Annotated in this window: 32 protein-coding genes and 1 tRNA gene; 17 read left to right on the forward strand and 16 right to left on the reverse strand. The window is 59.3% G+C overall.

Annotated elements, in window-relative coordinates:
* Window positions 1–3: 3 nt before the first annotated feature.
* A complete protein-coding gene (locus tag GQF02_RS14610) occupies window positions 4–690 on the forward strand; it encodes an ABC transporter permease (protein WP_160798112.1) in 687 nt (228 codons plus the stop codon).
* Window positions 687–1,415 (forward strand): ABC transporter permease, encoded by a 729-nt coding sequence (locus GQF02_RS14615; RefSeq protein WP_160798114.1) that lies wholly within the window; start codon window positions 687–689, stop codon window positions 1,413–1,415. Before GQF02_RS14610 ends, GQF02_RS14615 begins: the two co-directional genes overlap by 4 nt.
* Window positions 1,416–1,479: 64 nt before the next feature.
* Here the strand turns inward: GQF02_RS14615 and GQF02_RS14620 are convergent, their stop codons facing one another.
* Both GQF02_RS14620 and GQF02_RS14625 read right to left on the reverse strand, forming a co-directional pair.
* Entirely contained in the window at window positions 1,480–2,913 is a 1,434-nt protein-coding gene (locus GQF02_RS14620; RefSeq protein WP_160798116.1) for a sodium:solute symporter family protein, read from the reverse strand.
* Between the two features lie 278 nt (window positions 2,914–3,191).
* Complete coding sequence (locus GQF02_RS14625; RefSeq protein ID WP_124736588.1) at window positions 3,192–4,040, reverse strand: MBL fold metallo-hydrolase; 849 nt, start codon at window positions 4,038–4,040, stop codon at window positions 3,192–3,194.
* 210 nt (window positions 4,041–4,250) lie between these two features.
* Between GQF02_RS14625 and GQF02_RS14630 the strand changes: the two genes are divergently transcribed.
* Window positions 4,251–5,492: a response regulator gene (locus GQF02_RS14630; protein ID WP_160798118.1), complete on the forward strand. Its 1,242-nt coding sequence runs from the start codon at window positions 4,251–4,253 to the stop codon at window positions 5,490–5,492.
* On the opposite strand, the gene GQF02_RS14635 is transcribed toward GQF02_RS14630, so the two are convergent.
* The 7 genes from GQF02_RS14635 to modA all read right to left on the reverse strand — a co-directional run bounded on the left by GQF02_RS14635 (window position 5,489) and on the right by modA (window position 11,028).
* The gene (locus GQF02_RS14635; RefSeq protein ID WP_160798120.1) at window positions 5,489–5,740 is read right to left on the reverse strand and encodes a FeoC-like transcriptional regulator; all 252 of its coding nucleotides are present in this window, start codon (window positions 5,738–5,740) and stop codon (window positions 5,489–5,491) included. The genes GQF02_RS14630 and GQF02_RS14635 overlap by 4 nt on opposite strands.
* Window positions 5,734–8,019: a Fe(2+) transporter permease subunit FeoB gene (gene feoB / locus GQF02_RS14640; RefSeq protein WP_160798122.1), complete on the reverse strand. Its 2,286-nt coding sequence runs from the start codon at window positions 8,017–8,019 to the stop codon at window positions 5,734–5,736. Before feoB ends, GQF02_RS14635 begins: the two co-directional genes overlap by 7 nt.
* On the reverse strand, window positions 8,010–8,249 hold the full coding sequence (locus tag GQF02_RS14645) for a FeoA family protein (protein WP_220789502.1): 240 nt from the start codon (window positions 8,247–8,249) through the stop codon (window positions 8,010–8,012). The genes feoB and GQF02_RS14645 overlap by 10 nt, the downstream gene beginning before the upstream one ends.
* Before the next feature lie 98 nt (window positions 8,250–8,347).
* On the reverse strand, window positions 8,348–9,211 hold the full coding sequence (locus tag GQF02_RS14650; protein WP_124736593.1) for an ATP-binding cassette domain-containing protein: 864 nt from the start codon (window positions 9,209–9,211) through the stop codon (window positions 8,348–8,350).
* A complete protein-coding gene (gene modB / locus GQF02_RS14655) occupies window positions 9,208–9,885 on the reverse strand; it encodes a molybdate ABC transporter permease subunit (protein ID WP_124736594.1) in 678 nt (225 codons plus the stop codon). Before modB ends, GQF02_RS14650 begins: the two co-directional genes overlap by 4 nt.
* Entirely contained in the window at window positions 9,875–10,276 is a 402-nt protein-coding gene (locus tag GQF02_RS14660; protein WP_160798126.1) for a TOBE domain-containing protein, read from the reverse strand. Before GQF02_RS14660 ends, modB begins: the two co-directional genes overlap by 11 nt.
* Window positions 10,273–11,028, reverse strand: coding sequence for a molybdate ABC transporter substrate-binding protein (gene modA / locus GQF02_RS14665; RefSeq protein ID WP_160798128.1), 756 nt, complete (start codon window positions 11,026–11,028; stop codon window positions 10,273–10,275). Before modA ends, GQF02_RS14660 begins: the two co-directional genes overlap by 4 nt.
* A gap of 200 nt (window positions 11,029–11,228) precedes the next feature.
* Here modA and GQF02_RS14670 point away from each other — a divergent pair, with 200 nt between their 5' ends.
* The gene (locus tag GQF02_RS14670) at window positions 11,229–11,555 is read left to right on the forward strand and encodes a hypothetical protein (RefSeq protein WP_124736597.1); all 327 of its coding nucleotides are present in this window, start codon (window positions 11,229–11,231) and stop codon (window positions 11,553–11,555) included.
* A gap of 74 nt (window positions 11,556–11,629) precedes the next feature.
* Here GQF02_RS14670 and obgE read toward each other — a convergent pair whose 3' ends face one another.
* The 3 genes from obgE to rplU all read right to left on the reverse strand — a co-directional run bounded on the left by obgE (window position 11,630) and on the right by rplU (window position 13,612).
* Window positions 11,630–12,883 (reverse strand): GTPase ObgE, encoded by a 1,254-nt coding sequence (gene obgE, locus GQF02_RS14675; protein ID WP_124736598.1) that lies wholly within the window; start codon window positions 12,881–12,883, stop codon window positions 11,630–11,632.
* 129 nt (window positions 12,884–13,012) lie between these two features.
* A complete protein-coding gene (gene rpmA / locus GQF02_RS14680; RefSeq protein WP_124736599.1) occupies window positions 13,013–13,288 on the reverse strand; it encodes a 50S ribosomal protein L27 in 276 nt (91 codons plus the stop codon).
* A gap of 12 nt (window positions 13,289–13,300) precedes the next feature.
* A complete protein-coding gene (gene rplU / locus GQF02_RS14685) occupies window positions 13,301–13,612 on the reverse strand; it encodes a 50S ribosomal protein L21 (RefSeq protein ID WP_124736600.1) in 312 nt (103 codons plus the stop codon).
* A gap of 188 nt (window positions 13,613–13,800) precedes the next feature.
* Here rplU and ispB point away from each other — a divergent pair, with 188 nt between their 5' ends.
* The 3 genes from ispB (at window position 13,801) to GQF02_RS14700 (ending at window position 16,635) form a co-directional block, all read left to right on the forward strand.
* A complete protein-coding gene (ispB, locus tag GQF02_RS14690; RefSeq protein ID WP_328698633.1) occupies window positions 13,801–14,772 on the forward strand; it encodes an octaprenyl diphosphate synthase in 972 nt (323 codons plus the stop codon).
* Window positions 14,773–14,783: 11 nt separating this feature from the next.
* Window positions 14,784–14,858 (forward strand) — tRNA-Arg (locus tag GQF02_RS14695).
* Window positions 14,859–15,396: 538 nt separating this feature from the next.
* Window positions 15,397–16,635, forward strand: coding sequence for a tyrosine-type recombinase/integrase (locus GQF02_RS14700; protein ID WP_160798132.1), 1,239 nt, complete (start codon window positions 15,397–15,399; stop codon window positions 16,633–16,635).
* A 105-nt stretch (window positions 16,636–16,740) separates the two neighbouring features.
* On the opposite strand, the gene GQF02_RS14705 is transcribed toward GQF02_RS14700, so the two are convergent.
* The gene (locus tag GQF02_RS14705; protein ID WP_160798134.1) at window positions 16,741–16,911 is read right to left on the reverse strand and encodes a hypothetical protein; all 171 of its coding nucleotides are present in this window, start codon (window positions 16,909–16,911) and stop codon (window positions 16,741–16,743) included.
* Between the two features lie 187 nt (window positions 16,912–17,098).
* Between GQF02_RS14705 and GQF02_RS14710 the strand changes: the two genes are divergently transcribed.
* The 4 genes from GQF02_RS14710 (at window position 17,099) to GQF02_RS14725 (ending at window position 18,766) form a co-directional block, all read left to right on the forward strand.
* Window positions 17,099–17,977, forward strand: a complete 879-nt coding sequence (locus GQF02_RS14710; RefSeq protein WP_160798136.1) for a hypothetical protein — start codon at window positions 17,099–17,101, stop codon at window positions 17,975–17,977.
* Window positions 17,978–18,111: 134 nt separating this feature from the next.
* Window positions 18,112–18,321, forward strand: a complete 210-nt coding sequence (locus tag GQF02_RS14715; RefSeq protein WP_160798138.1) for a helix-turn-helix domain-containing protein — start codon at window positions 18,112–18,114, stop codon at window positions 18,319–18,321.
* Window positions 18,318–18,521, forward strand: coding sequence for a helix-turn-helix transcriptional regulator (locus GQF02_RS14720; RefSeq protein ID WP_220789503.1), 204 nt, complete (start codon window positions 18,318–18,320; stop codon window positions 18,519–18,521). The genes GQF02_RS14715 and GQF02_RS14720 overlap by 4 nt, the downstream gene beginning before the upstream one ends.
* A complete protein-coding gene (locus GQF02_RS14725) occupies window positions 18,521–18,766 on the forward strand; it encodes a hypothetical protein (RefSeq protein ID WP_160798140.1) in 246 nt (81 codons plus the stop codon). Before GQF02_RS14720 ends, GQF02_RS14725 begins: the two co-directional genes overlap by 1 nt.
* 71 nt (window positions 18,767–18,837) lie before the next feature.
* Here GQF02_RS14725 and GQF02_RS14730 read toward each other — a convergent pair whose 3' ends face one another.
* Window positions 18,838–18,999: a hypothetical protein gene (locus tag GQF02_RS14730; protein WP_160798142.1), complete on the reverse strand. Its 162-nt coding sequence runs from the start codon at window positions 18,997–18,999 to the stop codon at window positions 18,838–18,840.
* On the opposite strand from GQF02_RS14730, the gene GQF02_RS14735 reads away from it, so the two are divergent.
* From GQF02_RS14735 to GQF02_RS14760, 6 genes are all read left to right on the forward strand, one after another.
* A complete protein-coding gene (locus GQF02_RS14735; protein ID WP_160798144.1) occupies window positions 18,998–19,192 on the forward strand; it encodes a hypothetical protein in 195 nt (64 codons plus the stop codon). The genes GQF02_RS14730 and GQF02_RS14735 overlap by 2 nt on opposite strands.
* The gene (locus GQF02_RS14740) at window positions 19,189–19,866 is read left to right on the forward strand and encodes a KilA-N domain-containing protein (RefSeq protein ID WP_160798146.1); all 678 of its coding nucleotides are present in this window, start codon (window positions 19,189–19,191) and stop codon (window positions 19,864–19,866) included. The genes GQF02_RS14735 and GQF02_RS14740 overlap by 4 nt, the downstream gene beginning before the upstream one ends.
* 269 nt (window positions 19,867–20,135) lie before the next feature.
* Window positions 20,136–20,315 (forward strand): hypothetical protein, encoded by a 180-nt coding sequence (locus GQF02_RS14745; protein ID WP_160798148.1) that lies wholly within the window; start codon window positions 20,136–20,138, stop codon window positions 20,313–20,315.
* Window positions 20,312–20,674: a hypothetical protein gene (locus tag GQF02_RS14750; RefSeq protein ID WP_160798150.1), complete on the forward strand. Its 363-nt coding sequence runs from the start codon at window positions 20,312–20,314 to the stop codon at window positions 20,672–20,674. The genes GQF02_RS14745 and GQF02_RS14750 overlap by 4 nt, the downstream gene beginning before the upstream one ends.
* A gap of 3 nt (window positions 20,675–20,677) precedes the next feature.
* A complete protein-coding gene (locus tag GQF02_RS14755; RefSeq protein WP_160798152.1) occupies window positions 20,678–21,004 on the forward strand; it encodes a hypothetical protein in 327 nt (108 codons plus the stop codon).
* Window positions 21,001–23,907 (forward strand): DUF927 domain-containing protein, encoded by a 2,907-nt coding sequence (locus GQF02_RS14760; protein ID WP_160798154.1) that lies wholly within the window; start codon window positions 21,001–21,003, stop codon window positions 23,905–23,907. The genes GQF02_RS14755 and GQF02_RS14760 overlap by 4 nt, the downstream gene beginning before the upstream one ends.
* Before the next feature lie 837 nt (window positions 23,908–24,744).
* On the opposite strand, the gene GQF02_RS14765 is transcribed toward GQF02_RS14760, so the two are convergent.
* A complete protein-coding gene (locus tag GQF02_RS14765; RefSeq protein WP_160798156.1) occupies window positions 24,745–24,999 on the reverse strand; it encodes a hypothetical protein in 255 nt (84 codons plus the stop codon).
* A gap of 572 nt (window positions 25,000–25,571) precedes the next feature.
* A complete protein-coding gene (locus tag GQF02_RS14770; RefSeq protein WP_160798158.1) occupies window positions 25,572–25,736 on the reverse strand; it encodes a hypothetical protein in 165 nt (54 codons plus the stop codon).
* Window positions 25,737–26,112: the final 376 nt, after the last annotated feature.

The raw sequence follows: 26,112 nt of genomic DNA on the forward strand, positions 1-26,112 counted from the left end.
CGCATGCTTGAAGACTACCTGCCCGGCCTGTTTGCCGGCTTATGGATGACGCTTAAACTGGCGGCGCTGGCACTCTTGTTTGCCATGCTGCTGGGCCTGATGGGCGCGGCCTTCCGGCTGGCGAAAAACCGGCCGCTGGCGCTCTTGGCCGAACTGTATTCGACCATGGTGCGCGGCATCCCCGATCTGGTGTGGATGTTCATCCTGTTTTTCGGCGGCCAGATGCTGGTCAACGATATTGCACTGGCACTGGGCTTAGCACCACTGGACATCGACGCCTTTATCGCTGGCGCACTGACGCTGGGCTTTATCTTCGGCGCCTATATGAGCGAGACCTTCCGCGGGGCCATGCTGGCCGTCCCCCCCGGCCAGATCGAGGCCGGGCACGCCTACGGCATGAGCCGGCTGCGGGTGTTCTGCCGCATCATGCTGCCGCAGATGGTGCGCTTCGCCCTGCCCGGTTTCTCCAATAACTGGCTGGTGCTGGTGAAATCGACAGCACTGGTCTCGGTGATCGGGCTGGACGACATGATGGCACGTGCCGATGTGGCCAAATCGGTGACGCAGCAGCCGTTTACCGTCTACCTGTGCGTGGCGCTGCTGTATCTGGCCATCACCAGCATTTCCATGCTGGCGCTGAACCGGCTGTGCGCACGCTATTCGCTGGGCATCAGGGAGGCCGAACTATGATAGACATGGATCTGGTGCTGGAGAAACTGCCGGCGTTTTTCGGCCTCGCCGAAGCCGGCCCGGCACTGCCCGGACGCGACGGCCTGCTGCTGACGCTGGAACTGCTGACCCTGTCGCTATTGGCCGGCTTCGCTCTGGCCCTGCCGCTGGCCTTGCTGCGCGCATCAAAAAACCGCTGGCTATCGACACCGGTGTGGCTGTACACCTATGTGTTCCGCGGTACGCCGATGCTGGTACAGCTGTTCCTGATCTACTACGGCATCGCGCAATTCGAGGTGGTGCGCGCGAGCTGGCTGTGGACCTATCTGCAGGAAGCGTACTGGTGCGCCATCTTCGCCTTCACCCTCAATACCGCCGCCTATACCACCGAGATCATCGCCGGGCAGATCCGCAATACCGCCCACGGCGAGATCGAAGCCGCGCGCGCCATCGGCATGAGCCGCTGGCAGACGCTGCAGCGTATTGCACTGCCCTCGGCACTGCGCCGCGCGCTGCCGGCCTACAGCAACGAGGTGATCATGATGCTGCAAGGCACCGCCATCGCAGGTCTCGTCACCCTGGCTGACCTCACCGGTGTCGCGCGCCAGATCTACAGCGACAGCTATCAGGCCTTCGAACCCTTCCTGACCGCCGGCGCCTTTTACCTGACACTGACTTTCCTGATCGCCTGGCTGTTCCGCCGTCTGGAACGGCGCTATCTGGCCCATCTGCGGCCACGCAGCTGATGCCCGTGCCCTTCGTGCCATGCAAAACGCCCCGCAATGCGGGGCGTTTTGCATGGTGCGGCAATCAGGCGTGCCGGATTTGCGCGGCTGGTGTCGCCACATATTGCGGCACCAGCGAACCAACGACCATACCGGCAAAGCTCATAATCAGACCCACCAGCTGCGGTGGCCAGAACGCAGCGTCGGTATAGCTGTACTCCAGCGACAGCCACGACACCATGCCAAGAACGATGGCCAGCAAGGCGCCCTGAGTCGTGGCCCGTTTCCAGAACAGGCCGGCAATCAGCGGCACCGAAGCGGCGACCAGCGTGACCTTGTAGGCATTGCCGACCATCTCGTAGATGCTGGCATCGGACAACAAGGCAAAGGCTGTGGTCGAGATGGCGGCCACCACGATGGAGATGCGCATCGCGCGGATGAACTGGCGGTCGGTCATGCGCGGCAGCAAGTGCTTGAGCACGTTTTCGGTAAAGGTGACCGACGGCGCCATCAGCGTACCCGAGGCGGTCGACATGATGGCCGACAGCAGTGCGCCAAAGAACAAGACCTGTGCAAACAACGGCGTCTTGTCGAGGATCAGCGTCGGCAGGATCATCTGCGCATCGCGGGCGGCCACGCTGGCCACCATCCCGGGTTCGATGATCTCGGCCGCATAGGTCAGGAAGATGGGCAGCATGCAGAAGCACAGATAGAAGATCGCGCCTAGGATCGTGCCGCGCTGGGCCACCTGCTCGCTCTTGGCCGACATCACGCGCTGGTAGATATCCTGCTGCGGGATAGAGCCCAGCATCATGGTCACCGCCGCACCGATAAAGCCGACCACGGTCTTGGGGTCAGTGTCGTGCAGGAAGGTGAACTTGTCGGCGGCGACCGCCTTGGCAATCACCACGTCGGCACCGCCGGCCATGCCGCCGATCAGCCACACCAGATACACCAGGCCAATCACGATGATGGACATCTGCAGGAAGTCGGTAAACGCCACCGACAGCATGCCGCCGCACAGCGTATAGACCAGCACGATGACTGCACCCAGCAAGGTGCCCATGGTGGTGCTGATCGCGCCGTCTGACAGCACGTTGAACACCACGCCCAGCGCCGTCATCTGCGCCGCGATCCAGCCCAGGTAGGACAGGATGATGACGATGCTGGAAATTGCCTCGACCACCGGACCATAGCGCTGGCGGAAGAAGTCGCCGATGGTCAGCAGGTTCATCCGGTACAGGCGGCGCGCGAAAAAGATACCGACCAGCATCAGGCAGGCAAAAGAGCCGAACGGATCTTCGACGATGCCGGAGAAGCCTTCAGCCAGGAAGGTGGACGGGATACCCAGAATGGCTTCCGAGCCAAACCAGGTGGCAAACACCATGGCGGTCACCACCGGCAAGGGCATGCTGGCACCGGCCGTGGCAAAGTCCTTGGCATTCTGAACCCGGGTCGAGGCGTACAGGCCGATCCCGACCGTCACCATCAAATAAAGCACGACAAACCAAATCAACATCTCACGCTGTCTCCCGCGATTAGGGTGGTTGTTTTTTGCGGATTATCCGCCATGCCGTGCCCCAGTCGAAGAGTTGTGAACGAAAAAACTACAGTTGCAGTGCCGTCAGCGGCCGCGGCTACCCGGGAAAAGGCAGGGATGGACGGCTGAACCGTCCTCCCTGCCAGTGCTGCAAGGGCTTGCGGATAAGGATTTAGCCAAGAAATGCCTTTAGCCGCATATTTTTGAATTAATAAATTCAACACGCGTTAAACATGTTAAACAAAAACAACACTCAATCACGCCACCGCCAGCACACCCCAGTCCTCGACACCAAAGCGCCCCTTGCCGTCACGCACCACCCTGCCACTGGCCAAATGTGGATCATGGGTAAAGAACAGGCCGCCTTCGCGCGCCAGCAGGCCCTCAAGCAGCGCCTGCTTCTCATCGATCAGCATTTCCGGATAGCGGTCGTAACCCATGGTGATCGGTACATGTACCCAAGGCGTACCCGGAATCAGATCGGCGGCAAACACCAGCGGCCCGGCCTGCGTCGGAATTTCAGTCAGCAACATACCCGGCGTATGCCCATGCGACAGATGAAAGCGCCAGTCTTGTGGCAGGCAATCCGGCATTTCACCATCGGATAGCACCAGACGACCCGATGCCTGCAAAAGCGCAATCAGTTCGGGTATAAAAGAGGCACGATCACGCGCATGCGGCGTCAGTGCACGCTGCCAGGCGGCGCGACCGGCAACAAAGCGCGCATTGGGAAACAGCAGCCGGGCCGGGCCGCCATCCCAGGCCGCAAGCAGACCGCCAGCGTGATCGAAGTGCAGATGCGACAGGATCACCACATCGATATCGGCATCAGACAGGCCCTGCGCTGCCAGTGCGTCCAGCAAGACATGCTGCGCCTCGACCACGCCGTAACGCTCGCGCATTTCAGGCGAGAAAAAAGCACCGATCCCGGTTTCCAGCAGGATACGCTGGCCTGCCGTTTCAACCAGCAGGCAGCGGCAAGCCAGCGGTACACGATTGGCCTCGTCAGGCGCCAGATAGCGCGACCACAAGGCACGCGGTGCATTGCCGAACATCGCGCCGCCATCAAGCTTCTGCGAATTACCATCAAGAGGGGTGAGCTTCATCGAGCCGTGCCTTTGTCATAAAAAGGCACATTATTACCAACAAAGCGGCAGATGCCAATAAACCACCCGCAGCCGGTCCCATTCTGAAGCTGCACGACAGCGCGGCATATGAAAAAGACCTCTTCGGCAAACGGATACAACATACTGCACAAGTCAACCCAGAGGGGTTAATGATATGATCATACCGAGTTGAAGCAAATGGGAAAGAGCATGCCGAGTGGCGATATCCTGCTAATCGAAGACAGTACCGCTATTCTGCACCCGCTGGCGCGGGTGATAGAACGCATGGGCTATTGCGTCCGCATCGCCATGAGCCGCGCCCAGATGCAGCAGGAGTTGCTCAAGGGCGGATTGATGGCCGCTGTGCTGGATTACAGCCTGCCCGATGCACTGGAAGGCGAGGCGCTTTACGACCTGCTGAAAAAAGGTGTCCCGACGCTGGTATTGACCGCACGCAATGATGCCGCGACCCGCGAAAAGATTCTGTCCTATCCGGTCGTCGACTACATCCCCAAAGACATGCCAGCGGCGCTGGAGTATGTAGCCATGCTGCTGCGCCGTCTGGACCGCAACCGCCAGCTGGCCGCATTGGTCGTCGATGATTCGCATACAGTACGCCAACATCTCAAATCGCTGCTGGAACGCTACCTGTTCCAGGTCATTCTTGCCAGCGATGCCGATGAAGCCAAACAGGCACTGAAACAGCACAAACATATCCGTCTGGCGCTGATAGACCATGATATGCCGGGCATGGATGGTGCCAACCTGACCACCGAGATCCGTCGCAGTTTCGGACGCGAGCAACTCGCCATCATCGGCATTTCCGGTTCATCCAATAGCAACACCAATCCGCGCTTTATCAAGGCCGGCGCCGACGATTTTTTGAGTAAACCATTCAATCCTGAAGAGTTTTACTGCCGTATCACGCGTACGATCGAATATCTGGAAAATATGGAGGCCCTGGTGCAGGCAGCCAATCAGGATGCGCTGACCAGCCTGCCCAACCGTCGTGCCTTTTTTGCCGAGGCACTACGCCAGAATGACGATTACGCTGTCGCCATGCTGGATATCGACCATTTCAAGTCCATCAACGACCGCTGCGGCCATGCCGGTGGCGATGAGGCGCTGATAGCGCTGGCAAAACAGCTGCGAGAACATTTTCCGGACGAAATGGCGGCGCGACTGGGCGGGGAGGAGTTTGCCATTATTCTGGGCGGCGATAACCGGGTACAGCAGCAAAGGCTGGAGAACTTCCGCCAGGCGCTGGCAAACCAGAAGCAGCATCTGGCTGGCCAGCACCTGAATCTCACCATCAGCATCGGCCTGTCAGATTGCAGCACCCAGAGTATAGAGCTGCAACTGCATCAGGCCGATGAGCGCCTGTACCAGGCCAAACAAGGCGGACGCAACTGCCTGGTTGCGCGCGAACGCAGCATGCAAGCGGCCAGCTAAGCCTGCTCTAATACAAAAACCGGTCGAGCTGTCTCGTCCCGCCACTGGTAAAGGCGGCAGTCGCTGCTGCTGCTGCAGCCACCACAGCCCCCGCCGCATGCAGCGCCACTGACCTGCACCCGTCCCTTGCGTATCCACAGCGCCAGCATCGGCTCCAGAGCCGATGGCGGCACTTGCATCAGCACTGAGAGCTCGGACAGACTCAAAACGGCACGGCTTTGCAAAATATCCCGCAGCCGGTTCAGCATGCACAGCTCCCGGAAGCGCAAGCCTTGGCCTTGCCTGCCGGCAGGGCATTGGCCGCGCCAGCCTGACGGCCAAAGTAGCGCAACAGCAAAAACCCCAGCCCCAGCATGCCCAGCACGCCAGCGATCCATAACCCGGCCGTGACCGGTGCCGTTGCCAGACGCGAGACCTGATAAGTCAGCGTCGCCGCCGACCAGGCAATCACGAAGCACCACGCCCCGACCCCCGCCATCCAGCGTGCGCCGGCCTCGCGATACACCGCGCCCAGCGCCGCGACGCAAGGCGTGTACAGCAGGATAAACACCAGATAAGCCAGCGCCGCGGCCGCACCGCCAAAACGCATTTGCATCTGGCCAAAGGTGGTCGTGTCCACGCCCTGCTCTTCGGCAATCGCATCGCGGTCGGCCAGATCCCCGACCGACAGGCCCAGCGGATCGGTCAGCTTGTCCCCCAGCGACGCCAGATTATCAGCCACGCTGGCAACGGCGGCCTGCAGGCCGGCCGCCATATCGTAAACCGGCTCATCCTCATGCCCTGCCGCTGCACGCGCCAGATTGCCGTACAGCGAATCCAGCGTACCCACCACGGCTTCTTTGGCGAAGATGCCGGTAAACAGCCCGACCGTTGCCGGCCAGTTATCCTGCGTAATGCCCATAGGGGTAAATACCGGCGTCAGCACCCTGCCGGTTGCCGACAGCAGCGAAGCCTCGGTGTTTTCATTGCCGAAACTGCCGTCTGCACCCAGCGAATTGAACAGCGATAACACCATTACCACCGCCACGATCGCCTTGCCCGCGCGCACGATAAAACTCTTCAGCCGCTGCCAGCTGTGGATCAGCATGCCTTTAAGCGTAGGCAGGCGATAAGGTGGCAGCTCCATCACAAAAGGCGAAATCTCGCCCGACAGCAGGCTGTGCTTCATGGCAAGCCCGGTCAGTACCGCAATAGCGATGCCCAGCAGATACAGGGCAAAAACCACATTCTGCCCGTCGCTGGGGAAGAAGACGGCGGCAAACATCACATACACCGGCAGTCGCGCACCGCACGACATAAAAGGCATCATCATGATGGCGGTCAGCCGGTCGCGGCTGGAGTCCAGTGTGCGCGTGCCCATAATGGCCGGCACATTGCAGCCGAAGCCGACCAGCATGGGAACGAAAGCCTTGCCCGGCAGGCCGACCGCGCGCATGGCACGGTCAACCACCATGGCGGCACGCGCCAGATAGCCCGAGTCTTCCATAAAGGACAGACACAGGAACATGGCGGCAATCACCGGAATAAAGGTCGATACGGTCTGAATGCCGCCGCCGATGCCGTGGGCCAGTACCGCCACCAGCCAGGCCGGCGCACCCATGCCCGAAAGCAGATGGGCGGTGCCGTCCACCAGCAAAGTGCCGGTGGCCAAGTCGAAGAAGTCGATAAACACCGCGCCGGCATTGATCGCCAGCAGGAACATCAGATACATGGCCAGCAGGAACACCGGCAGACCGGTCACACGGCCCAGCGCGAAGCGGTCAAGCCGCGCGGTCATGCCGGGGCTGGCAATATGCTCGCGCCGCAGCACCCTGGCACACAGCAGATCAATGGCGCTATAGCGCGCGCTGGCCAGCGCGATATCGGCGTCCTCCCCAGCCAGATCCGGCAGTGAACTGGCCGTACCCTCCAGCAAACGTGCCGACTGTATGGCACGGCTGACATCCGGCTCGGCCTGTGCCTGCGCCTGCAGCCAGACTTCCAGATCGCCCGCCAGCGTAGGCTGGGGGCAAGGGCTCACGGCGCTCGCCGCCGCCAGCTGGATGGCCGTCACCAGCTCGGCAACCCCCTTGCCACGATTGGCGCAGATGGCAAGCACCGGGCAGCCCAGTGCCTGCTGCAAAGCGGGTATGTCTATGCTGTGGCCGCTGTTTTCCAGCGCATCCACCATATTCAACACCACCAGCATCGGACGGCCCAGATCCAGCAACTGGAAAGTCAGAAACAGATTGCGCTGCAGATTGCCCGCATCCAGCACATTGACAATCAGCCCGTCCGCGCCGGCCAGCACATGGTCGCGGGCGATGCGTTCGTCTTCCGATACGCCTTCGTCACCGCCTTCAATCGAATAGGTGCCGGGCAGATCGACCACCTCCAGCGGGGCATCGCCACGCAGACGCCCGCTCTTGCGCTCTACCGTGACCCCGGGCCAGTTGCCGACTTTCTGCCGCGCGCCGGTCAGCGCATTGAATAATGTGGTTTTACCGCAGTTGGGGTTGCCGATCAGGCTGATGCTGTTTAACGGCATAGCGCCACCTCGATTCCGTCCGCCTCGGCCCGGCGCAGGCACAAAGAAAAGCCACGCAGGCTCAGCTCGACCGGGTCGCCAAATGGCGCGACGCGCACGATTTCGACCATACAGCCCGGAGTCACCCCCATCGCCAGCAGTTTGCGCCGAAATGGCAATGCAGCCGCAGACAAAGCACTGACCGTCGCTTTTTGACCGGGCCGCAATTGGCCCAGAGTGAGAGGCAACATGATGCACACTCCGACACAGATGATAATGGCTCGCATTATCACCCTATCGGCGTGATTTAATCCAGCAATGAATGCGATTTATTCGCATTTATGTCACATCACAGAATCAGCGGACTAAAGCCCTTGGCGGCGATGGTGACACTAGCCCCCACGCGCAGCCGTGCCGCCTCGCCCTCATCCAGCACCACGTCGACAATCTGTCCGCCCACCAGCAAGCTGGCCATCTCGACCACGTCGACACGTCGTATCGCCAGCACCTGTGCCGCCAGATGAAAGCGTCCGCCGCCGCTTTGCGCGAGAAACAGCTCGGCCGGTGCGCCCTCGCCGATCACCTGCCCCGCCTCCAGCCTGAGCACATGCTGCGCCAGACGAAACACCTCGGCCAGATCATGACTGACCAGCACCGTAGACAAGGCAAACCGCTGTTGCAGCGCGAGCAGTTCGCCCTGCAACTGCTCGCGCAAATCCGGGTCCAGCGCCGACAAGGGCTCGTCCAGCAGCAAGAGCCGCGGCTCGGCCGCCAGCGCGCGCGCCAGTGCTACTCGCTGCTGCTGGCCACCGGACAAAGTCGCCGGCTTGCGCGTCGCCAGCGCAGCCAGCCCGGTCAGCGCCAGCAGCTCGTCCACCCGCTGCGGGTCTTTGCGCGCCTGGGCAAACTCGAGATTGCCGCGCACCGATAAATGCGGAAACAGCGCATAGTCCTGAAACACCATGCCTACCCGCCGCGCCTGTGCCGGCAGGCACACACCCTTGCGGCTGTCGAACCAGAGTTCGCCATCAACCACGATGCGCCCGGCGTCCGGGCGCACCAGCCCTGCCAGCATCCTGAGCAAGGTGGTTTTGCCGGCACCCGAGGCGCCAAACAGCGCCACGCGCTGCCCCGAATCCCAGCGGCTATCCACACGCAAGAGTTGGCTACCCGCCGCGCCATCCAGCCGCTTTTCCACGTTGATTTCTATCATGCGGCCCTTAACGCGCGACGGTTAAACAGATACACCGCCAGCAAGATGACAAAGCTCAGGACAAACAGCACGCCGGCGTACAGATTGGCTGCGGCATAGTTCAGGCTTTCGACTTCATCGTAAATGGCAATCGAGGCCACCTTGGTTACCCCCGGAATATTGCCGCCTATCATCAGCACCACGCCGAATTCACCCACGGTATGGGCAAACGACAACACGATACCGGCCAGCAAAGCCCCTTTGATATTGGGCAAAAGCACGGTAAACAGGGTATTGCTGCGCGAGCGCCCCAGCGTATAAGCCGCCTCGCTCAGGCTATGCGGCAAGGCCGACAGGGCCGACTGCAAGGGATGCACCATAAAAGGCAGGCTGAACAGAACCGAGCCCAGCACCAGCCCTTCAAAGGTAAACACCAGACGCAAGTCGAAGGTCGCCAGCAGCCAGCCACCCAGCGCACTATTCGGGCTGAAGGCCAGCAACAGGTAAAAACCCAGCACCGAGGGCGGCAGCACCAGCGGCATGCTGACCAGGGTTTCGGCGACCGGTTTGAAGCGGCTCTGGGTGGCCGCTAGCCACGCCGCCAGCGGCACACCGATCAGCAGCAGGATCAGGGTCGTGATGCCGGCCAGACGGAAGGTCAGCCACAACGGTGCCCAGTCAAGTTCAGTCCACATCAGAGAGCACCGTCAGTTCGTTGGCCTTGACCAGCGCAATCACCTCGTCCCCCACCACAAGCGCCAGCTCATCCGCGCCGCGCCGCGTAATCAGCGCCTCCAGCGTCAGGCCAGCGCAGTCGAGCATAATGCGCGACAGCAAACGGCCATGCTCCAGACGCAATACCCGCCCGGGCAGGCGGTTGCGCAGGCTGATGGCGGACAAGGGCGGGCGCGCCAGCGACACTTCCGCCGCCTTGATGGCGACATACAGGCGTGCGCCGGCCTCGTCCACGCCGTCCAAACCGGCCGACAAGGCGGTCAGCTCGACACCATTATCCAGTCTGAGGTGGCTCAGGCTCAGACAGCCCTCGCGCTCGCGCTCGAGCAAAGTGGCGGCAAAGCGGTTCATGGCAACAGATAACCGTGTTGTTGCAAAATGCGCTGCGCCTCCGGGCCGATCATAAAATCGGCAAAATCCTGGGCGGCTTTGCCCTGCGTGGCGGCACCATGGCGGGTAATCAGCATGGCCTGGCCGATAGGCTGGTACAGCTTGCGGTCTATGTCCACCCACTGTCCCTGCCCCGCCATCTGGCGCGACAACACCACCGCCTTGGCGGTAAAGCCTGCGTCCGCCGCGCGCGAATGGATGTACTGGTTGGTCTGGGCGATGCTCTCGCCAAACACCAGCTTGGCGCGCAAAACGCCATCCAGCTTGAGCCGCGCCAATACCTTCATGCTTTCTCGGCCATAGGGCGCGACCTTGGGGTTGGCGACGGCAATCTTGCCCACAGCGGGCGACAACAGGCTCTGCTGCCAGTTTTTCATATCAAAGCCCGGCTGCCTCGACCACAGCACCAGCTGGCCATAGGCGTAGATGCGCGGCGCGCCGGCAGCATGGCCGGATGCGGCCAGCGCCGCCGGATATTCGGTATCCGCCGACAAGAAAACATCAAATGGCGCGCCGTTCTGGATCTGGGCGGCAAACTTGCCGGAAGAGTTGTACACCGGCTGGAGCGGGATGCCGCTTTGCGCCGTAAAACGCTGCGCCAGTTCGACAAAGGTGTATTGCAGATTGGCGGCGACAGCAACAGTCAAGGGTTCGGCAGCACGTACGCTCAGACCGGAGAACAACAGGACAACAAGCAGTAACAGACGGGGCATGCGGCATATCCTGGCGGGCAATGCCTGCGAGTGTATCAAAACTATCCAGCTTATCGTTGATGGCACCAAAAGCTCGCCTGCACTTCTGCGGCACGTGAACAAATGCACACACCCTACACTTAAAAAGTAACCGCAATCATAATTCAGGCATCGTCAAGGGTGGCAGCAAGCTCACCATCCGCCATACAAGGATATCAAACATGAAAAAACCCCTGATCATTGCCATGCTGCTACTCGGCTGCAGCAGCGTATTTGCCGGAAGCTGGGATGTTCGCAAGGAAATATGGGAAGGCGCGCATGAAGTTGGCCAAGCCAAGCGCGAGGGTGCGCGTGAAGTACTGCAGGAAAGGCGGGAAGCGGCGCGCGACTTCTACAATGCCGATACACCGTGGGAAAAGCGTCAGGCCATCCGTGAAGGTGCCCGCGAAGTCCGCCAGGCCAAGGCGAATGCCTTCCGTGAAGTTAGACAGGAAAAGCGCGAGGCACGCCGCGAAATCCGCCGCGAGATCCGCAAGCACTACCGCTAAGCGCCGGCACAGACAAAAAAATCGGGGGCAGTCCTGCTGACAGGTCTGCCCCCGATTCTTTATCAGGTCAAAGCTTATTCGCCAGCCTGGTTTCCTTCTTCGCGCGCCGCGCGATTGGCGGCTTTGGCCGCGGCCAGTTCGGCTTCTTTCTTGGCACGGGCGTCAGCCGCTGCCGCTTCGCGCTGGGCATGTGCTGCCTGACGCTCGGCCCGCAATACCGCCTTAGCTTCAGCTTCGGCCGCTTCCTTGGCTGCCGCTGCATCACGCTCCTGCTGACGCTTGATGTCGAGGTATTGCATGATGGCGTGGGTCAAGGGCTTGGTGCCTTCACCGGTCAATGCCGAGATGGAGAACACGCGAGGTGTCACCATATCGAACTCGTAGCTGTCGTCCGGCTTGGCCGAAGTCCAGCCGAAAGCCTCAAGGAAAGCCGACACGGTCGGCTCGCGCTCTTCTTCCGGCAGCATGTCCAGCTTGTTCAGCACCAGCCAGCGCGGCTTGCTCAGCAGCTCTTCATCATACTTTTTCAGCTCTTCCACCAGCGCATGCGCCTCGCGCACCGGATCGACATCCGGGTCGAACGGCGCCACATCCACGATGTGCAGCAAGATACCGGTGCGCTGCAAATGCTTGAGGAAGCGGTGACCCAGGCCTGCGCCGTCGGCTGCGCCTTCGATCAGGCCAGGAATATCGGCAATCACGAAGCTCTTGGTATCCTGCATGCGCACCACACCCAGATTGGGGTAGAGCGTGGTAAACGGATAGTCGGCCACCTTGGGCTTGGCCGCAGACACCGAGCGGATAAAGGTCGACTTGCCAGCGTTGGGCATGCCCAGCAAACCGACGTCGGCCAATACCTTCAGCTCCAGACGCAAGGAGCGCGCTTCGCCGTCTTCACCCGGCGTGCACTGGCGCGGCGCCCGGTTGGTCGAGCTCTTGAAGTGGATATTGCCCAGACCGCCGGCACCGCCCTTGGCGATGCACAGGCGCTGGCCGTGATGGCTCAGGTCGGCAACCACTTCGTCAGTATCGGTATCCATGATGATGGTGCCGACCGGCATATGCAGTTCAATATCTGCACCGCCTGCGCCGTAGCAATCGGCGCCACGACCACGCTCACCATGTTCGGCCAGGTATTTACGGACAAAACGGTATTCAACCAGCGTGTTGACGTTCTCGTCGGCCACGGCATAGACACTGCCGCCCTTGCCGCCATCACCACCATCCGGTCCGCCGAACGGCACGAATTTTTCACGGCGGAAGCTGGCTGCGCCATTACCGCCACGGCCCGCTACCACTTCAATACGGGCTTCATCAATAAACTTCATCTTCTCATCCTTGCGCTGGACAGTGAGGAGTCAGGCATCAGATGCCGCGTGTGCAGCACCTCATGCCTCACACCTCACAAAAAAGAAAAGCCCTATCGCAGGATAGGGCTTTCCAGACCGGAACGGCGATTACTCGGCGTCTGCACCGGTGTACGGAACAACATTAACCGTCTTGCGCTGCAGAGCACCTTTGGTGGTGAACTCTACATAACCATCAACCTTGGCGAACAAGGTGTGATCCTTGCCCTGGCCAACGTTCTCACCTGCGTGGAACTTGGTACCGCGCTGACGCACGATGATGGAACCAGCTGGGATCAGCTCGCTACCGTAAACCTTAACGCCGAGGCGTTTGGCTTCGGAGTCACGACCGTTGCGTGAACTACCGCCTGCTTTCTTGTGTGCCATGACTTATGCTCCTTACTTCGAAATCTCGTCGATGCGGACTTCGGTGTAGTTCTGACGGTGACCTTGATGCTTCTGGTAGTGCTTACGACGGCGCATCTTGAAGATGCGAACCTTTTCGCCACGGCCGTGGGCAACAACCGTAACCTTCACGGAAGCACCAGCAACCAGAGGAGCACCTACAGAAACCTGTTCACCGTCAGCGACCATCAGCACTTCTTCAAGTACGATCTGGCTGTCGATGTCTGCAGGTATCTGTTCTATTTTGAGTTTTTGACCAACGGAAACTTTGTACTGTTTCCCGCCGGTTTTTATGACCGCATACATTCGAATAGCTCCTAATTCAAAATCTTCCGTACACGAAGCGTGCGAAAGAGCCGGGAATTCTACGCAAGTGCCTGAATCGTGTCAATTTTTTGCCCGTCACGCCCTCACATGCACAGGGCATGGCGGGGCGCAGGGCTTTTCTGTTAATATCATGCGCTCCTGGCCCTAGCACTCACGCATCCAAAATCATTGTGTCCAACCTCCTCTACCGAACCCTGATCGCCGACGACATGCAGGCGGTTGACCGCGTTATCCGCGAGAGTCTGCACTCCGACGTTGCCCTGATCCGCCAGATGGCCGAATACATTATCGGTGCGGGGGGCAAACGCATGCGCCCGGCACTGACTCTGCTGTCCGGCCTGGCCTGCGGCTACCGTGGCGAGCATCTGTACAAGCTGGCTGCGATGATAGAGTTCATCCACACCTCGACCCTGCTGCACGACGATGTGGTTGACGAGTCCGATATGCGCCGTGGCCGCGAAACCGCCAATGCCCTGTTCGGTAACGCCGCCAGCGTACTGGTGGGTGACTTCCTGTATACCCGCGCCTTCCAGATGATGGTCGGCAGCGGCAATATGCGCGTACTGGAGGTGATGGCCGAAGCCACCAATATCATCGCCGAAGGCGAAGTACTGCAACTGCTGAATATCGGTGAAACCGATGTCAGCGAAGAGCAATACTTGCAGGTTATCCGCTACAAGACCGCCAAACTGTTTGAGGCGGCGGCACAAGTGGGGGCCATCATGGCAGGTGCCGACGAAGACAGTATTGCAGCACTGGCCGCCTATGGCATGCATCTGGGTACGGCGTTCCAGATTATCGACGACGTACTGGACTACAGCGGCGATGCGGCCACCATAGGCAAGAGCCTGGGCGATGATCTGGCCGAGGGCAAGCCGACACTGCCACTGATCTACACCATGCGCCACGGCAGCGCCGAAACCGCAGAGCTGGTACGCGATGCCATTGCCAATGCCAATCGCGACCGTTTCCCAGAAGTGCTGTCTGCGGTACAATGCTGCGGCGCGCTGGATTATGCGACTGCTGAAGCCGAACGCGCAGCCGATGCGGCCATTGCCGCGATTGCCGGCTTGCCCGAGTCGGACATCAAGGCAGCGCTGGTCGATCTGGCTTACCAGGCCGTGCGTCGTCAGGCCTGACCTGTGTCAAAGTCTCCGTAGTTAAATGGATATAACGGCCCCCTCCTAAGGGGCAGTTGTGGGTTCGATTCCCGCCGGGGGCACCAACAAGCAGTTCCGCAAGGTTCCAACAAGTTCACCCAACCCGCACAGCACAAGGCTTTGCGGGTTTTTTGTTGTCCGTAACAGTGCGCCAACGTCCCATAGCAGCCGGCACTTTTTGGGGGTATATCTGGGGGTATCTGCTAAAGGCTAGAAAACTGATACCCCCAGATGGTAAAGTCTGGCCTTGTCATCGGCACCATTTGCAATTCATACACTAATAACAAAAGTGTATATATGCCATACACATATATAGCGATGCCACGTCCATTTGCCACAGCGACACAACAAACCACCCGTACGTCAAAAATCAGGCGGTGACAGCGGTGACGCAGTGACATTGTTGTTTTTAAAGGATTTTTAGACAGTGACAAAATCGGGTGTCACTGCCTGATAGGCGGTGACAGGGCAAAAAACGGCAAAATCAGTGCCATTTTGCGCGCACATAGAAACCCGAAATGAAGCGCCCGGAATGCTAAGGCAGGCCAAAAACACGCGCCAACGCGCTTGCCCGGCAAAGATACCCCCAAAGGAGATACCCCCATGCCACTGACAGATAACGGCTGCAAAAATGCCATGCCAGACCCCGACGGCAAGATTCGCAAAATGTCGGATGCCTTGGGGCTTTCGCTTTGGGTCATGCCTACCGGGCGCAAATACTGGCGCATGAAGTACAGGCACTCAGGAAAAGAAAAATTGCTGGCCATTGGCGTGTACCCAGAAACCAGCCTAAAAGCGGCAAGAGAGAAGCGAGACGAAGCCCGCCTGCTGTTAGCAGAAGGAACCGACCCCGGAGCCAAGCGCAAAGAAGAAAAAATAACGGCCCGCATTGCTGCCGTTAATACCTTTGAGGCCATCGCCCGCGAATGGCACGATAAAGAAAGCCACGAATGGCACCCGGCACACGCTGCTAATGTGATTGCGGCAATGGAGCGGCATATTTTCCCAGCCATCGGAGCGCGGCCCGTGTCGGAAATAAAACCGCTGGAGCTACTGGAGGTGCTGCGACGGGTAGAGAGCGCCGGCAATATCGACACGATGAAGCGATTACGGCAACGCTGTTCCGGCGTATTTCGGCTAGCTATTTTGACCGGACGTTGTGACAGTGATCCCGCCGCGCCGCTAGTTGGGGCACTCAAGACCCAGCAATCCGAGCCACGCAAGGCGCTAAAACGTGAAGACATTCCCGAATTTCTGGCCGCACTAGATCGGTATGACGGAACCCGGCAAACCAAGCTCATGATGGAAATGATGCTGCTAACCTTCACCCGAGTGGGTGAAATGGCCGCCGCTCGCTGGTCTGAAATTAACTTTGATGCTGCGCTATGGACCATCCCGCCCGAGCATCGCAAGCTGACAGAAAAAGCAAAGAAGACCGCGCCGCCGCACCTTGTCCCACTGGCCCCGCGCGCGCTGGAAGTGTTGCGCGAGCTTTCCCAGATCAGCGGCAACCGTGAGCACATTTTCCCCAACAGAAACGAACCATCCCGCCCCATGTCGCCAGAAACCTTGCGCCGCGCCTTGCACCGCATGGGCTACAAGGGGAAAGCGGATATACACGGTTTCAGGTCTACCGCTTCAACCATATTGAACGAGAGCGGTTTTAATCCTGATGCAATAGAAAGACAGCTTGCCCACGCTGAAAAAAACGAAGTCCGGGCCGTGTACAACCGCGCCGAATACATGGATGAACGCCGCGCCATGATGACATGGTGGGCGGCATATGTAGCCGGCCAAGGCGAAGGCGGCAAGGTGATACCGTTCCCATCTAGGGCGGCATGAAAGACCACAGCCAGATCACCAGCCAGTGCCCCACACGTCCAGCCCCGGCCACCGGCAAGCGCCTTACCCTTGCCCGAGCCGGTGACACCCAAGGCCATGACTAGATCACCGACCACTAACCCGCACACCCCAGCACCGACCACGCCGGGCATCGGCAAGAACCTTGCCCATGCCCGAGCGGGTGACGCCAAAGGCCCCGGCCAGACCCACCAGCCAGTACCCACACACCACACCACAGCACCAGCCACGCCGGCCACCGGCAAGCGCCTTGCCCACGCAAAGACCCTATACCTGCAAGACGTACTACACCACGAACGCCGCCGCGATAGGTGTAATCCCCTTAGCCTAACGGCAATTTGATACAATTCTCTAACCACCCCTAGCCCGACGGGGCGAACGCGGGAAGCCTTCACTCGCTGGGGTGGCCTTCTCCATGATGGCGTCACGTGAAGGCGTGATTTAGATGAAAATAATCCTCCCAACAAGCAGGCCGGAATATCTACCTGTTGCGCTATGGGAATGCTACTTGTCAGATGCACAGCATTCACAAGAACCGACGCTAACATATTGCCAACGGCTGCTATTTGGGCCATATGCGCAAGACATGTTCATGTCAATGCAATCCAAAAACGGCGGCATAGCCAAATTATGGACAAATAGTGAGTGGAAAGACTGGTTGCTATTTGCTTCGACTACAGCAACCCGTGTTGCAGAAAAAGACTATGCGGAAATTCTGAGGCGTAGAAAGTTGGTATTGGATGCCATCAAAGATATGGCAGGCAATCTACTTTCCATGATGGATGAAGCTATGGATTTGATGATGGCTGATGGAGTGGCCATGCCTGACCGTGCGGTGGGTATGGATAAGAACTCGCCCCCTCAAGAAAGAGCCCTATTCAATGAGGTTAGAGAACTGTTCTTTGATGTTCAGTATGAACAAAATTTACCTGTAGCGGAGTGGTTAATCTCTCGGGACCGGCGCTTATCCAAAGTCGTGAACAATGAGCCTAGGCTGCGCTATGTCACAACATTTTTAGAGTGCACCAAGGGGTGTACTGTCAAAGTCTCTGATCGTGTAATGGCTTATCAGTGTGCCGCACTTTATGGGTTATCCGATCAATCTGGAGATGAATTAGACAAATTATTGCAAAGCATTACCAAGGCTAGACGGGCACACGAAAAGCGCATGAAAGAACCATCGTATTGCTTAGTTTACTTCGGCCCACCAGAGGAAGGGCCACCAATAAGGCACTACGTGCCTTTCAGCGGTTACGCGGCGTTTTCTTACTGGATGATTAATTTCGTTAAGCGCAACAGGGGGAAGTCTGCGAGGCAAAAATAACAGGCTCCATTACCCCTAGTAGTGAAGCACTAAGAATTACACCGCTTTTTATCCATCCATTCTAAACAGCTACATGAATAAACATACGTCCTGCCGCACTGCTTGGTGCTGTAGCCACCTTACACGGAGGACGTATGCAAACATCAAAAGACAAATATACCCGAGCCGAGGCTGCCGCCTACTTGGGTCGCTCCATTCACACCCTGCATGACTGGGCCTGCACTGGCCGTTATGGCCTGCGCTTTTACCGTGTCGGGCGTAAGTGCGTTTACCTGAAATCTGATCTTGATGCCTTCATGGCCGCCCGTACTGCTGGCACCACGCGCACGGAGGCCGGGCAATGACTCAAGCTGCTTTCTTTATGCGCCTGCCGGATGTGATGGCACGAACTGGCCTGTCAAAAACCACCATTTACGCACTGATTAAAACCGCCACATTTCCGGCACCAGTTCCGCTTGGGGCGCGGGCCGTTGGCTGGGTATCCACCGAAATTGATGGCTGGATGGCTGACCGTCTGAAAGCTGCCGGGCGAAAGGTGGCGTGATGGATTACCGCATTTTTTATCAGCGCCCGACATGGGCACATAGCGGTTATTGCCCCGGTTGCGATCAACCCGCCCTGATTCATTGGAATATTGATGTGGGCCTGCGTGATGATATTAAAACGTCAGGCCGGCACCGGGGGGCCGGTGTGTGCCAGCACTGCCACCAGCGCGCCAATGAAGATGACTTTGCCGCTGCTGAACTAGCCAAAAAGGTATGGATACATCAAGGAAGGATGGCCGCATGAAGCACAAGCCAGAAAGCCAACGCCATCCCGCACGACAACACCCCTGCCATCATTGCCCGATATGTGGCGAACTACGCCCCTTGCCTTGCAGCCTGACCCTTGCCACGCCGGCCAGCGGCCACACAGTTGACGTGTGCGCCGTGTGCTTTGATGCAGCCCAAGCCAGCACGGCTTACCGCACCAGCGCCGGCCATCTCATTGCCCAGCGCCAGCACCATGAAAGGGCGCGCCATGTCCATTGACCAGACAAACCTTGCCCTGCAAAAGGAAACGGCCCCATGTGCGCAAACACATAGAGCCGACAAGCAAAACTACCTGAATCGAAAGAATATCATGTTTTTTCAAACTGTTGCCGGCATTTTGGCGTATCGCCGCTGGCTATTGGGTATGGCTTTGGCGCTGATTACTGGGGATGTCATGCCATGACCAAAATCATCAAGGCCGAATTCAACGGCACCGCCATGCAATTCAATGCCGATGGTTGGATCAATGCCACACTTGCGGCTGAAAAATACGGCAAGCGTGTTGATCACTGGCTGGCAAATCAGGAAACCACCGAATACATTTCCGCACTTGGAGAGGCACTAAATACCCGGAATTCCGGTGATTTAATCTACACGCGAAAAGGTCGGAGCGGCGGAACATGGCTGCATCCCAAGCTGGCAGTTATGTTCGCCCGCTGGCTGAATGTACGCTTCGCCATCTGGTGCGATGAGCAAGTAGAAGCCCTGATCCGTGGCAATGCCGGCCCCGATAGTTGGCAGGCGGCCAGACATGATGCCGGGGCACGCTTCCGGGGCGTATGCGATCTGGTGAAGCTGGTACGTATGGCCGATGGTAAGGATGTGGCCCAGCACCACTACGCCAACGAGGCACGGCTTATCAATTTGGCGCTCACGGGTAGCATTGCCAAGGTAGACCGCAACGCCCTGAATAAACCCGAGCTGCGCTTATTGGAACTGGTCGAGGCACAAGACATGGTATTGCTTGGCCGTGGCGTACCCTACGAAGAACGCAAGCGCGCCCTGATGGTGTTTGCCAACGAACAGCGCCAGCGCCTCGCCCTACCGGCCAATGATGCAGGGAGGGCTTCAGCATGACAGCCTTGACCACGCGCCACGACATAGCACACAATGCCCACGTGCTGCACATCAGCACCGGCTTTGACAGGCTGAACATCTTGGCGGATAGCCGCCATGCGGCATTTTTTACGTCCGTCCATCACGCCACCCGTGCGCCTTCTATGGCGGGCCGTGGCGGGGAGCCTTCGGGCTGCCGGTTCCAAGATGCCGGTCTGTCAACCCTGCCACGCGCTCGCCACCCCCGTTTGACAGCGGGAGCGAGCCTAACGCTCATCTTGGAGGCCACCATGCCTAGCATCGCCCTGCGCGCGTTCCGCGCCGTTTTCCCGCTATTCGCCTATCCCGTTGCCACCGTTGCCCATGAGGCCGAAGCCCGCGCACTGGCTGCACTATTGGTTGCCCAAGGCAAACGCGCCACGATTCAGCGCGCCGAACAAGGCTTTACCGTGTCGGAGGTGGCAGCATGAAAACCGATATGCACACCGCTTCCAGCCTTCCATTGCTGGCTGAATATCACGCCACCCTGCAACAGCACACCGGCTTTTATGACGAACCGTCCATAGACGCCAAAAAGGCATCCTTCTTGGAGAGTCACGCCGGCATGGTGGCAAATGATTGCGCCGACACCATCGAACTGCTGGCACGGCTGGTGGCATTTCGGGACCCGCTTGCCGGTGATGATAAGGAAATCATCGACCACATGGCCGGGGCGCTTCGCCTTGTCGGGTCTGCGCTCAGGCTCGCCAATGACATGGAACGCACAGCAGGCCAAGCCCGCCGGCACCACGAAACCACAGCCCGCCAGCCGGCGCTGACCAAGGAATAGACCATGCATAAAAACGAAATCGCCTTTGCTGGCGAGGCCATCGGCTTGCCTGAAATCAGCCAAAACGCCCTGCAACTGGCTGAACGTGACGGCCTGATGGCTGCCTTGCGGCTGTTGCATGTGATGCGCTGGCACTTGGAGGGGCACGAACACCAAGCCCATGGCCACGAAGCCGCCACGACCTTTGCAGAGAGCTTTTTTAGCGTGTTCGATACGCTACCGGTTGACCCGTTGGCCATTACAAAAGGCCGATCTATCGCTGTGCTGATTGCATCGCTGGTCGAGCACTGCCCCGCCATGATTGATGATTTGGAAAGGGGAATGGCATGAACAATCGTCTACCCTTTTCCGAAGTGAAAGCCGCCGCACTGGCCGCCTTACCGCGTGTGCTGGATTGGGCAGGGATACACCACCAACAAGCCGGGCACGAAATCCAGATGCTCAATCCGACCCGTAGCAATGATGATGGGTTCGGCTCGTTTTCAATTAACAGCGTGACCGGCGTATGGGCTGATTTTGCCAGCGGCGATAAAGGCGGGGATGTGGTGTCTTTGGTGGCCTTTGTCAAAGGCTACGGGCAAGGCGACGCCTGCAAAGACTTGGCACGGCTGTTTGGCATTATCAGCGGCGATGCCTCACCCAACAGCCAGCCGGCCCCGTTGCCACCACCACCGCCACCGGCAACCGATCCATGGCAAGCATTATTGCCTATCCCCGAAGGGATGATGGGCACCATCCCGCGCACCAAGTACAAGCACCCCGGCACGATTAAACAATTCTGGTGGTATCACGATGCCGCCGGCCAAAAACTAGGGGCGGTTGTTCGGGTAGAGCCGGGCATGAATGACCGCAGCAAGGACTATTTCCCGTTGTTCGCTTTCCAGCATAGCGAGAGCGGCAAGCATGAATGGCGCTGGAAAAATATAAACGGCCTGCGCCCCTTGTATGGGCTGGATAAATTGGCGGCCCGGCCTGATGCCCCGGTGGTGATTTGCGAGGGAGAGAAAGCCGCCGATGCCGCTGCCAAACTGTTACCCGGTCACGTTGCCGTGTGCTGGATGGCGGGTGCCAAGGCGCTGGGCAAAGCCGACTTCACCCCGCTATCAGGGCGCAATTGCCTGATCTGGCCGGACAATGACGCCCCCGGCGAAGCCGCCGCGCAAGAGTTGGCAGGGATTCTAGGGCGGGTGGGTGTCGCTGGCGTTTATCAGGTGGACATTGCCGCCTTTGCCGAATTTACCCCTGCCAGCGATCAAGGCCGCGCCGAATTGGCGCATGGTGGCAAATGGGAGGCCGGCGACGATGCCGCCGATGCGCTCGCATATGGCTGGACGGCTGACCATATGCAATGCCTTTCCACCGCCCAACGCCTGATCCTTGCCGACAAGGACAAAACGCCCCCCGTACCGGATACCACGAGCAGTACACCCAGCACCAGCAAGCCCCGAGCACCACGACGCAAGGCGGCCAGCCCTGCACCACCCGGCGGCAACCCGTTTAAGTTGTCGGCGTCTGGCGTGTACTTTCAGACCGAAGATATGGATGTGGCGTTTTGGGTCTGTGGGCCACTGCATATTCTGGCCAGTACCCGCGATGATAACGGCGAAAACTGGGGGCTATTGGTGCAGATGACCGACCCGGACGGCAACGATAAGGAATGGAATATTCCCGCCGAAATGCTGGCCGCTGGCGAAGGCACCGAGATTGTAAAAGGGCTACTCACACGCGGCCTGCGCATAGGTGCTGGCCCCAAAGCCAAGCAACGCTTGCTTGAGTATCTGGGGCGTTACGATGGCGATGCCCGTGCCACCTTGGTGAATCGTATGGGCTGGCACAAAGGCGCTTTCCTGTTGCCGGATGCGTGCATAGGCGACACGTCCGAGCAGCTGGTCTACCGTGCCGAAAGCAAGCAGCGTGAGATCGTCAAAACCGCCGGCACCTTGCCGCAATGGCAGCAAGAGGTGGGGCGTTATTGTGTCGGGAATAGCCGGATGCTGTTTGCCGTATCGACCGCTTTTGCCGGTCCACTCATGGATATTATCGGGGCTGAGTCTGGCGGGTTTCATCTATACGGGGAAAGTTCGCAAGGCAAAAGCACCATCTTTGAAGCCTTGTCTAGCGTGTATGGCACCAAGGATTTTATGCGTTCGTGGCGGTCAACAGACAACAGCCTAGAGGCCGTGGCCACCGAGTATTCAGACTGCGTTTTGCCACTGGACGAAATCGGCATGTGCGACCCGCGCATTGTTGGCGACACCATTTACATGCTGGGCAATGGCAAGGGCAAAGGCCGCGCCAATGACCAAGGCGGCAGCCGGGGGCGTGTTGCCTCATGGCGCTTGCTGTTCTTGTCGTCTGGCGAGGTGACACCCGAAGCCAGAATGCTTGAGGTTGGCCGCAAGATGATGGCCGGCATGGAAGTTCGACTGGTGAATATCCCCAAGAATGAACACACCGAATTCGGCATGTTTGAGTGCATCCATGGTAAGAAATCAGCCAGCGCTTTTGCCGATGGGATCAAGGCCGCCACAGCAAAATACTATGGGACGCCGATACGGGCTTATCTGGACAAGCTAGTAGCCGAGCGGGTTAAAGTCGCGGCGCTCTTGGTGGAAGGTATGAAGCGGTTTGCCGGTGATGTTGTCCCAGATGGGGCGCATGGGCAGGTGCATCGTGTCGCTTACCGCTTTGCACTGGTGGCCATGGCGGGCGAACTGGCGAGCGAATGGGGCGTAACCGGCTGGCCACAAGGGGAAGCGATCAAGGCTGCCCGCCTTTGCTTTACCGATTGGCTGCATTCACGTGGAACCCGAGGAAGCCGCGAAGATGACCAGATCATTGCACGGATAAGGCTGTTTTTTGAGCAGAACGGCGAAGCCAGATTCACTCGCCTATCCACAGAAACGGCACTTTATGACCACGAAGGCAGCGCCCCAGACCCGGACGACCATGCCCCGAAAACGCTGGCCCGTTGTGGCTATCGCCTGAAAGATAAAACCGAAGGGCTGATTAAGTATTACATCTTGCCGGAGAGCTTTAGAACAGAGATTTGCACCGGGCTAGACCATAACCGGGTATGTAAATTATTGCTTGAGCTTGACGCACTGGAGACCACTAAGGGCGGCAATAATCGCTTGCAGGTACGGACAACGCCCGAGGCGAAATACAGCAAGAGCGGGCGGGCTTGGGTGTATTGCATCACGTCTAATCTGTTTGGTGGCAGCCATGACTAGCGCCTTATCGTCGTCGTGGCTAGATGGCCTGTTTTCCCAATCAGAAATAGCACCGGTACAAGAGCAGGCACAAGGCCACAGCGAAACGGCATTTGTGACCAAGGCAGGCGAACAAGCAGACCCGCTTTCACTGCCGTGGTGTACTGATGGCGGGGCCGCGCTATCGGGTACGCTTCACCCCTTAGTCACCGCGCCGCTGATGTGCCGTGCTTGCTATCGGCTGGGGGGAGTATCTTGCCAGTCAGCAGCAAACCCGCCACCAATGGCCACCGCTGCCCGTTGTCAGTCTTTCACGCCGCGTGACGGGGTGACTATCGGCAAGGTTTGGCTATGGCGTGTAGGGCTTATTGGCGGGGGGGTGGTGTGGCTGTCATGCCTTCCAGAGCGAAGCCAGCGCCAAGCAATACAAACCGCCCGCGCTGAGTATAGCGACAAGGTGCTATCTGTTCACCCTTGCCCCGGATTTGACGCCATACCGTAAACCAAGGCCCAGCAATTGTTGGGCCTTTTTGTCGCACGCTTCCCAAGCGGGTGACAGCCAAGACCACAGCCGGACCACCACACCCTGCAAAGCCATGAAGCCAGCACGCGCCGCCAGTGCAACAGCCTACTGGTGACAGCCAAGGCCACAGCCAGACCACCAGCCCGTGCCCCACACGCCACGGCACCGACCACGCCGGCCACCGGCAAGCACCTTACCCTTGCCAGAGCAAGTGACGGCCAAGGCCACGGCCAGATCACCAACCCGTGCCCCACACGCCCCTGTACCGGCCGCGCCAGCCACCGGCAAGCGCCTTGCCCATTCCTGAGCGAATGCTGGCCAAGGCCACGACCAGATCACCGACCAGTAACCCACACGGCCCAGCACTGGCCACGCCAGCCACCGGCAAGCGCCTGGCCCATGCCTGAGCGAATGATGGCCAAGGCCACGCCCAGATCACCGACCAGATCACCGACCAGTAACCCACACGCCCCAGCACTGGCCACGCCAGCCACCGGCAAGCGCCTTGCCCATTCCTGAGCGAATGATGGCCAAGGCCACGACCAGATCACCGACCAGATCACCGACCAGTAACCCACACGGCCCAGCACTGGCCACGCCAGCCACCGGCAAGCGCCTTATCCATGCCCGAGCCAGTGACGGCCAAGACCACCAGCCAGTGCCACACAAGCCACAGCACCAGCCACGCCGGCCATCGGCAAGCACCCTGTCCATACCCGAGCGAGTGACGGATCAAGACCACAGCCAGACCACCAGCCAGTGACCACCACACCCTGCAAGACCATGAAGCCAGCACGCCCCGCCAGTGCAACAGCCCGCTTTCCAGCGCCCGATCCGGTGACGGCCAAGGCCACGGCCAGATCACCAGCCCGTGACCAACACGCCCCAGCACCGACCACGCCGGCCACCGGCAAGCACCTTACCCTTGCCCGAGTTGGTAACAAGCTGAATCACCAGCCAGTGACCACCACACCCTACAAGACCATGAAGCCAGCACGCGCCGCCAGTGCAACAGACCACCGTCCAGCGCCCACGCTGGTGACAGCCAAGGCCACAGCCAGACTACCAGTCCGTGCCCCACACGCCCCTGTACCGGCCGCGCCAGCCACCGGCAAGCACCTTACCATTGCCCGAGCAAGTGACGGCCAAGGCCACGACCAAATCACCGTCCAGTAACCCGCACGCCCCAGCACTGGCCACGCCAGCCACCGGCAAGCGCCTTGCCCATTCCTGAGCGAATGATGGCCAAGGCCACGACCAGATCACCGACCAGATCACCGACCAGTAACCCACACGGCCCAGCACTGGCCACGCCAGCCACCGGCAAGCGCCTTATCCATGCCCGAGCCAGTGACGGCCAAGACCACCAGCCAGTGCCACACAAGCCACAGCACCAGCCACGCCGGCCATCGGCAAGCACCCTGTCCATACCCGAGCGAGTGACGGATCAAGACCACAGCCAGACCACCAGCCAGTGACCACCACACCCTGCAAGACCATGAAGCCAGCACGCCCCGCCAGTGCAACAGCCCGCTTTCCAGCGCCCGATCCGGTGACGGCCAAGGCCACGGCCAGATCACCAGCCCGTGACCAACACGCCCCAGCACCGACCACGCCGGCCACCGGCAAGCACCTTACCCTTGCCCGAGTTGGTAACAAGCTGAATCACCAGCCAGTGACCACCACACCCTACAAGACCATGA

This window comes from Craterilacuibacter sinensis, from assembly GCF_009831765.1.
GTDB lineage: Bacteria > Pseudomonadota > Gammaproteobacteria > Burkholderiales > Chromobacteriaceae > Craterilacuibacter > Craterilacuibacter sinensis.

Coding starts and splice junctions, on each gene's coding strand:
- GQF02_RS14610 (WP_160798112.1), top strand. CDS start 4: ATGCTTGAAGACTACCTGCCCGGCCTGTTTGCCGGCTTATGGATGACG.
- GQF02_RS14615 (WP_160798114.1), top strand. CDS start 687: ATGATAGACATGGATCTGGTGCTGGAGAAACTGCCGGCGTTTTTCGGC.
- modB (WP_124736594.1), bottom strand. CDS start 9,885: ATGTGGACTGAACTTGACTGGGCACCGTTGTGGCTGACCTTCCGTCTG.
- GQF02_RS14625 (WP_124736588.1), bottom strand. CDS start 4,040: ATGAAGCTCACCCCTCTTGATGGTAATTCGCAGAAGCTTGATGGCGGC.
- GQF02_RS14750 (WP_160798150.1), top strand. CDS start 20,312: ATGAAAACCGATATGCACACCGCTTCCAGCCTTCCATTGCTGGCTGAA.
- rpmA (WP_124736599.1), bottom strand. CDS start 13,288: ATGGCACACAAGAAAGCAGGCGGTAGTTCACGCAACGGTCGTGACTCC.
- GQF02_RS14645 (WP_220789502.1), bottom strand. CDS start 8,249: ATGTTGCCTCTCACTCTGGGCCAATTGCGGCCCGGTCAAAAAGCGACG.
- GQF02_RS14660 (WP_160798126.1), bottom strand. CDS start 10,276: ATGAACCGCTTTGCCGCCACTTTGCTCGAGCGCGAGCGCGAGGGCTGT.
- GQF02_RS14735 (WP_160798144.1), top strand. CDS start 18,998: ATGTCCATTGACCAGACAAACCTTGCCCTGCAAAAGGAAACGGCCCCA.
- GQF02_RS14710 (WP_160798136.1), top strand. CDS start 17,099: ATGAAAATAATCCTCCCAACAAGCAGGCCGGAATATCTACCTGTTGCG.
- GQF02_RS14730 (WP_160798142.1), bottom strand. CDS start 18,999: ATGGCGCGCCCTTTCATGGTGCTGGCGCTGGGCAATGAGATGGCCGGC.
- GQF02_RS14740 (WP_160798146.1), top strand. CDS start 19,189: ATGACCAAAATCATCAAGGCCGAATTCAACGGCACCGCCATGCAATTC.
- GQF02_RS14745 (WP_160798148.1), top strand. CDS start 20,136: ATGCCTAGCATCGCCCTGCGCGCGTTCCGCGCCGTTTTCCCGCTATTC.
- GQF02_RS14650 (WP_124736593.1), bottom strand. CDS start 9,211: ATGATAGAAATCAACGTGGAAAAGCGGCTGGATGGCGCGGCGGGTAGC.
- GQF02_RS14630 (WP_160798118.1), top strand. CDS start 4,251: ATGCCGAGTGGCGATATCCTGCTAATCGAAGACAGTACCGCTATTCTG.
- GQF02_RS14725 (WP_160798140.1), top strand. CDS start 18,521: ATGGATTACCGCATTTTTTATCAGCGCCCGACATGGGCACATAGCGGT.
- GQF02_RS14700 (WP_160798132.1), top strand. CDS start 15,397: ATGCCACTGACAGATAACGGCTGCAAAAATGCCATGCCAGACCCCGAC.
- GQF02_RS14635 (WP_160798120.1), bottom strand. CDS start 5,740: ATGCTGAACCGGCTGCGGGATATTTTGCAAAGCCGTGCCGTTTTGAGT.
- GQF02_RS14760 (WP_160798154.1), top strand. CDS start 21,001: ATGAACAATCGTCTACCCTTTTCCGAAGTGAAAGCCGCCGCACTGGCC.
- rplU (WP_124736600.1), bottom strand. CDS start 13,612: ATGTATGCGGTCATAAAAACCGGCGGGAAACAGTACAAAGTTTCCGTT.
- modA (WP_160798128.1), bottom strand. CDS start 11,028: ATGCCCCGTCTGTTACTGCTTGTTGTCCTGTTGTTCTCCGGTCTGAGC.
- GQF02_RS14715 (WP_160798138.1), top strand. CDS start 18,112: ATGCAAACATCAAAAGACAAATATACCCGAGCCGAGGCTGCCGCCTAC.
- feoB (WP_160798122.1), bottom strand. CDS start 8,019: ATGCCGTTAAACAGCATCAGCCTGATCGGCAACCCCAACTGCGGTAAA.
- GQF02_RS14620 (WP_160798116.1), bottom strand. CDS start 2,913: ATGTTGATTTGGTTTGTCGTGCTTTATTTGATGGTGACGGTCGGGATC.
- obgE (WP_124736598.1), bottom strand. CDS start 12,883: ATGAAGTTTATTGATGAAGCCCGTATTGAAGTGGTAGCGGGCCGTGGC.
- GQF02_RS14755 (WP_160798152.1), top strand. CDS start 20,678: ATGCATAAAAACGAAATCGCCTTTGCTGGCGAGGCCATCGGCTTGCCT.
- GQF02_RS14720 (WP_220789503.1), top strand. CDS start 18,318: ATGACTCAAGCTGCTTTCTTTATGCGCCTGCCGGATGTGATGGCACGA.
- GQF02_RS14670 (WP_124736597.1), top strand. CDS start 11,229: ATGAAAAAACCCCTGATCATTGCCATGCTGCTACTCGGCTGCAGCAGC.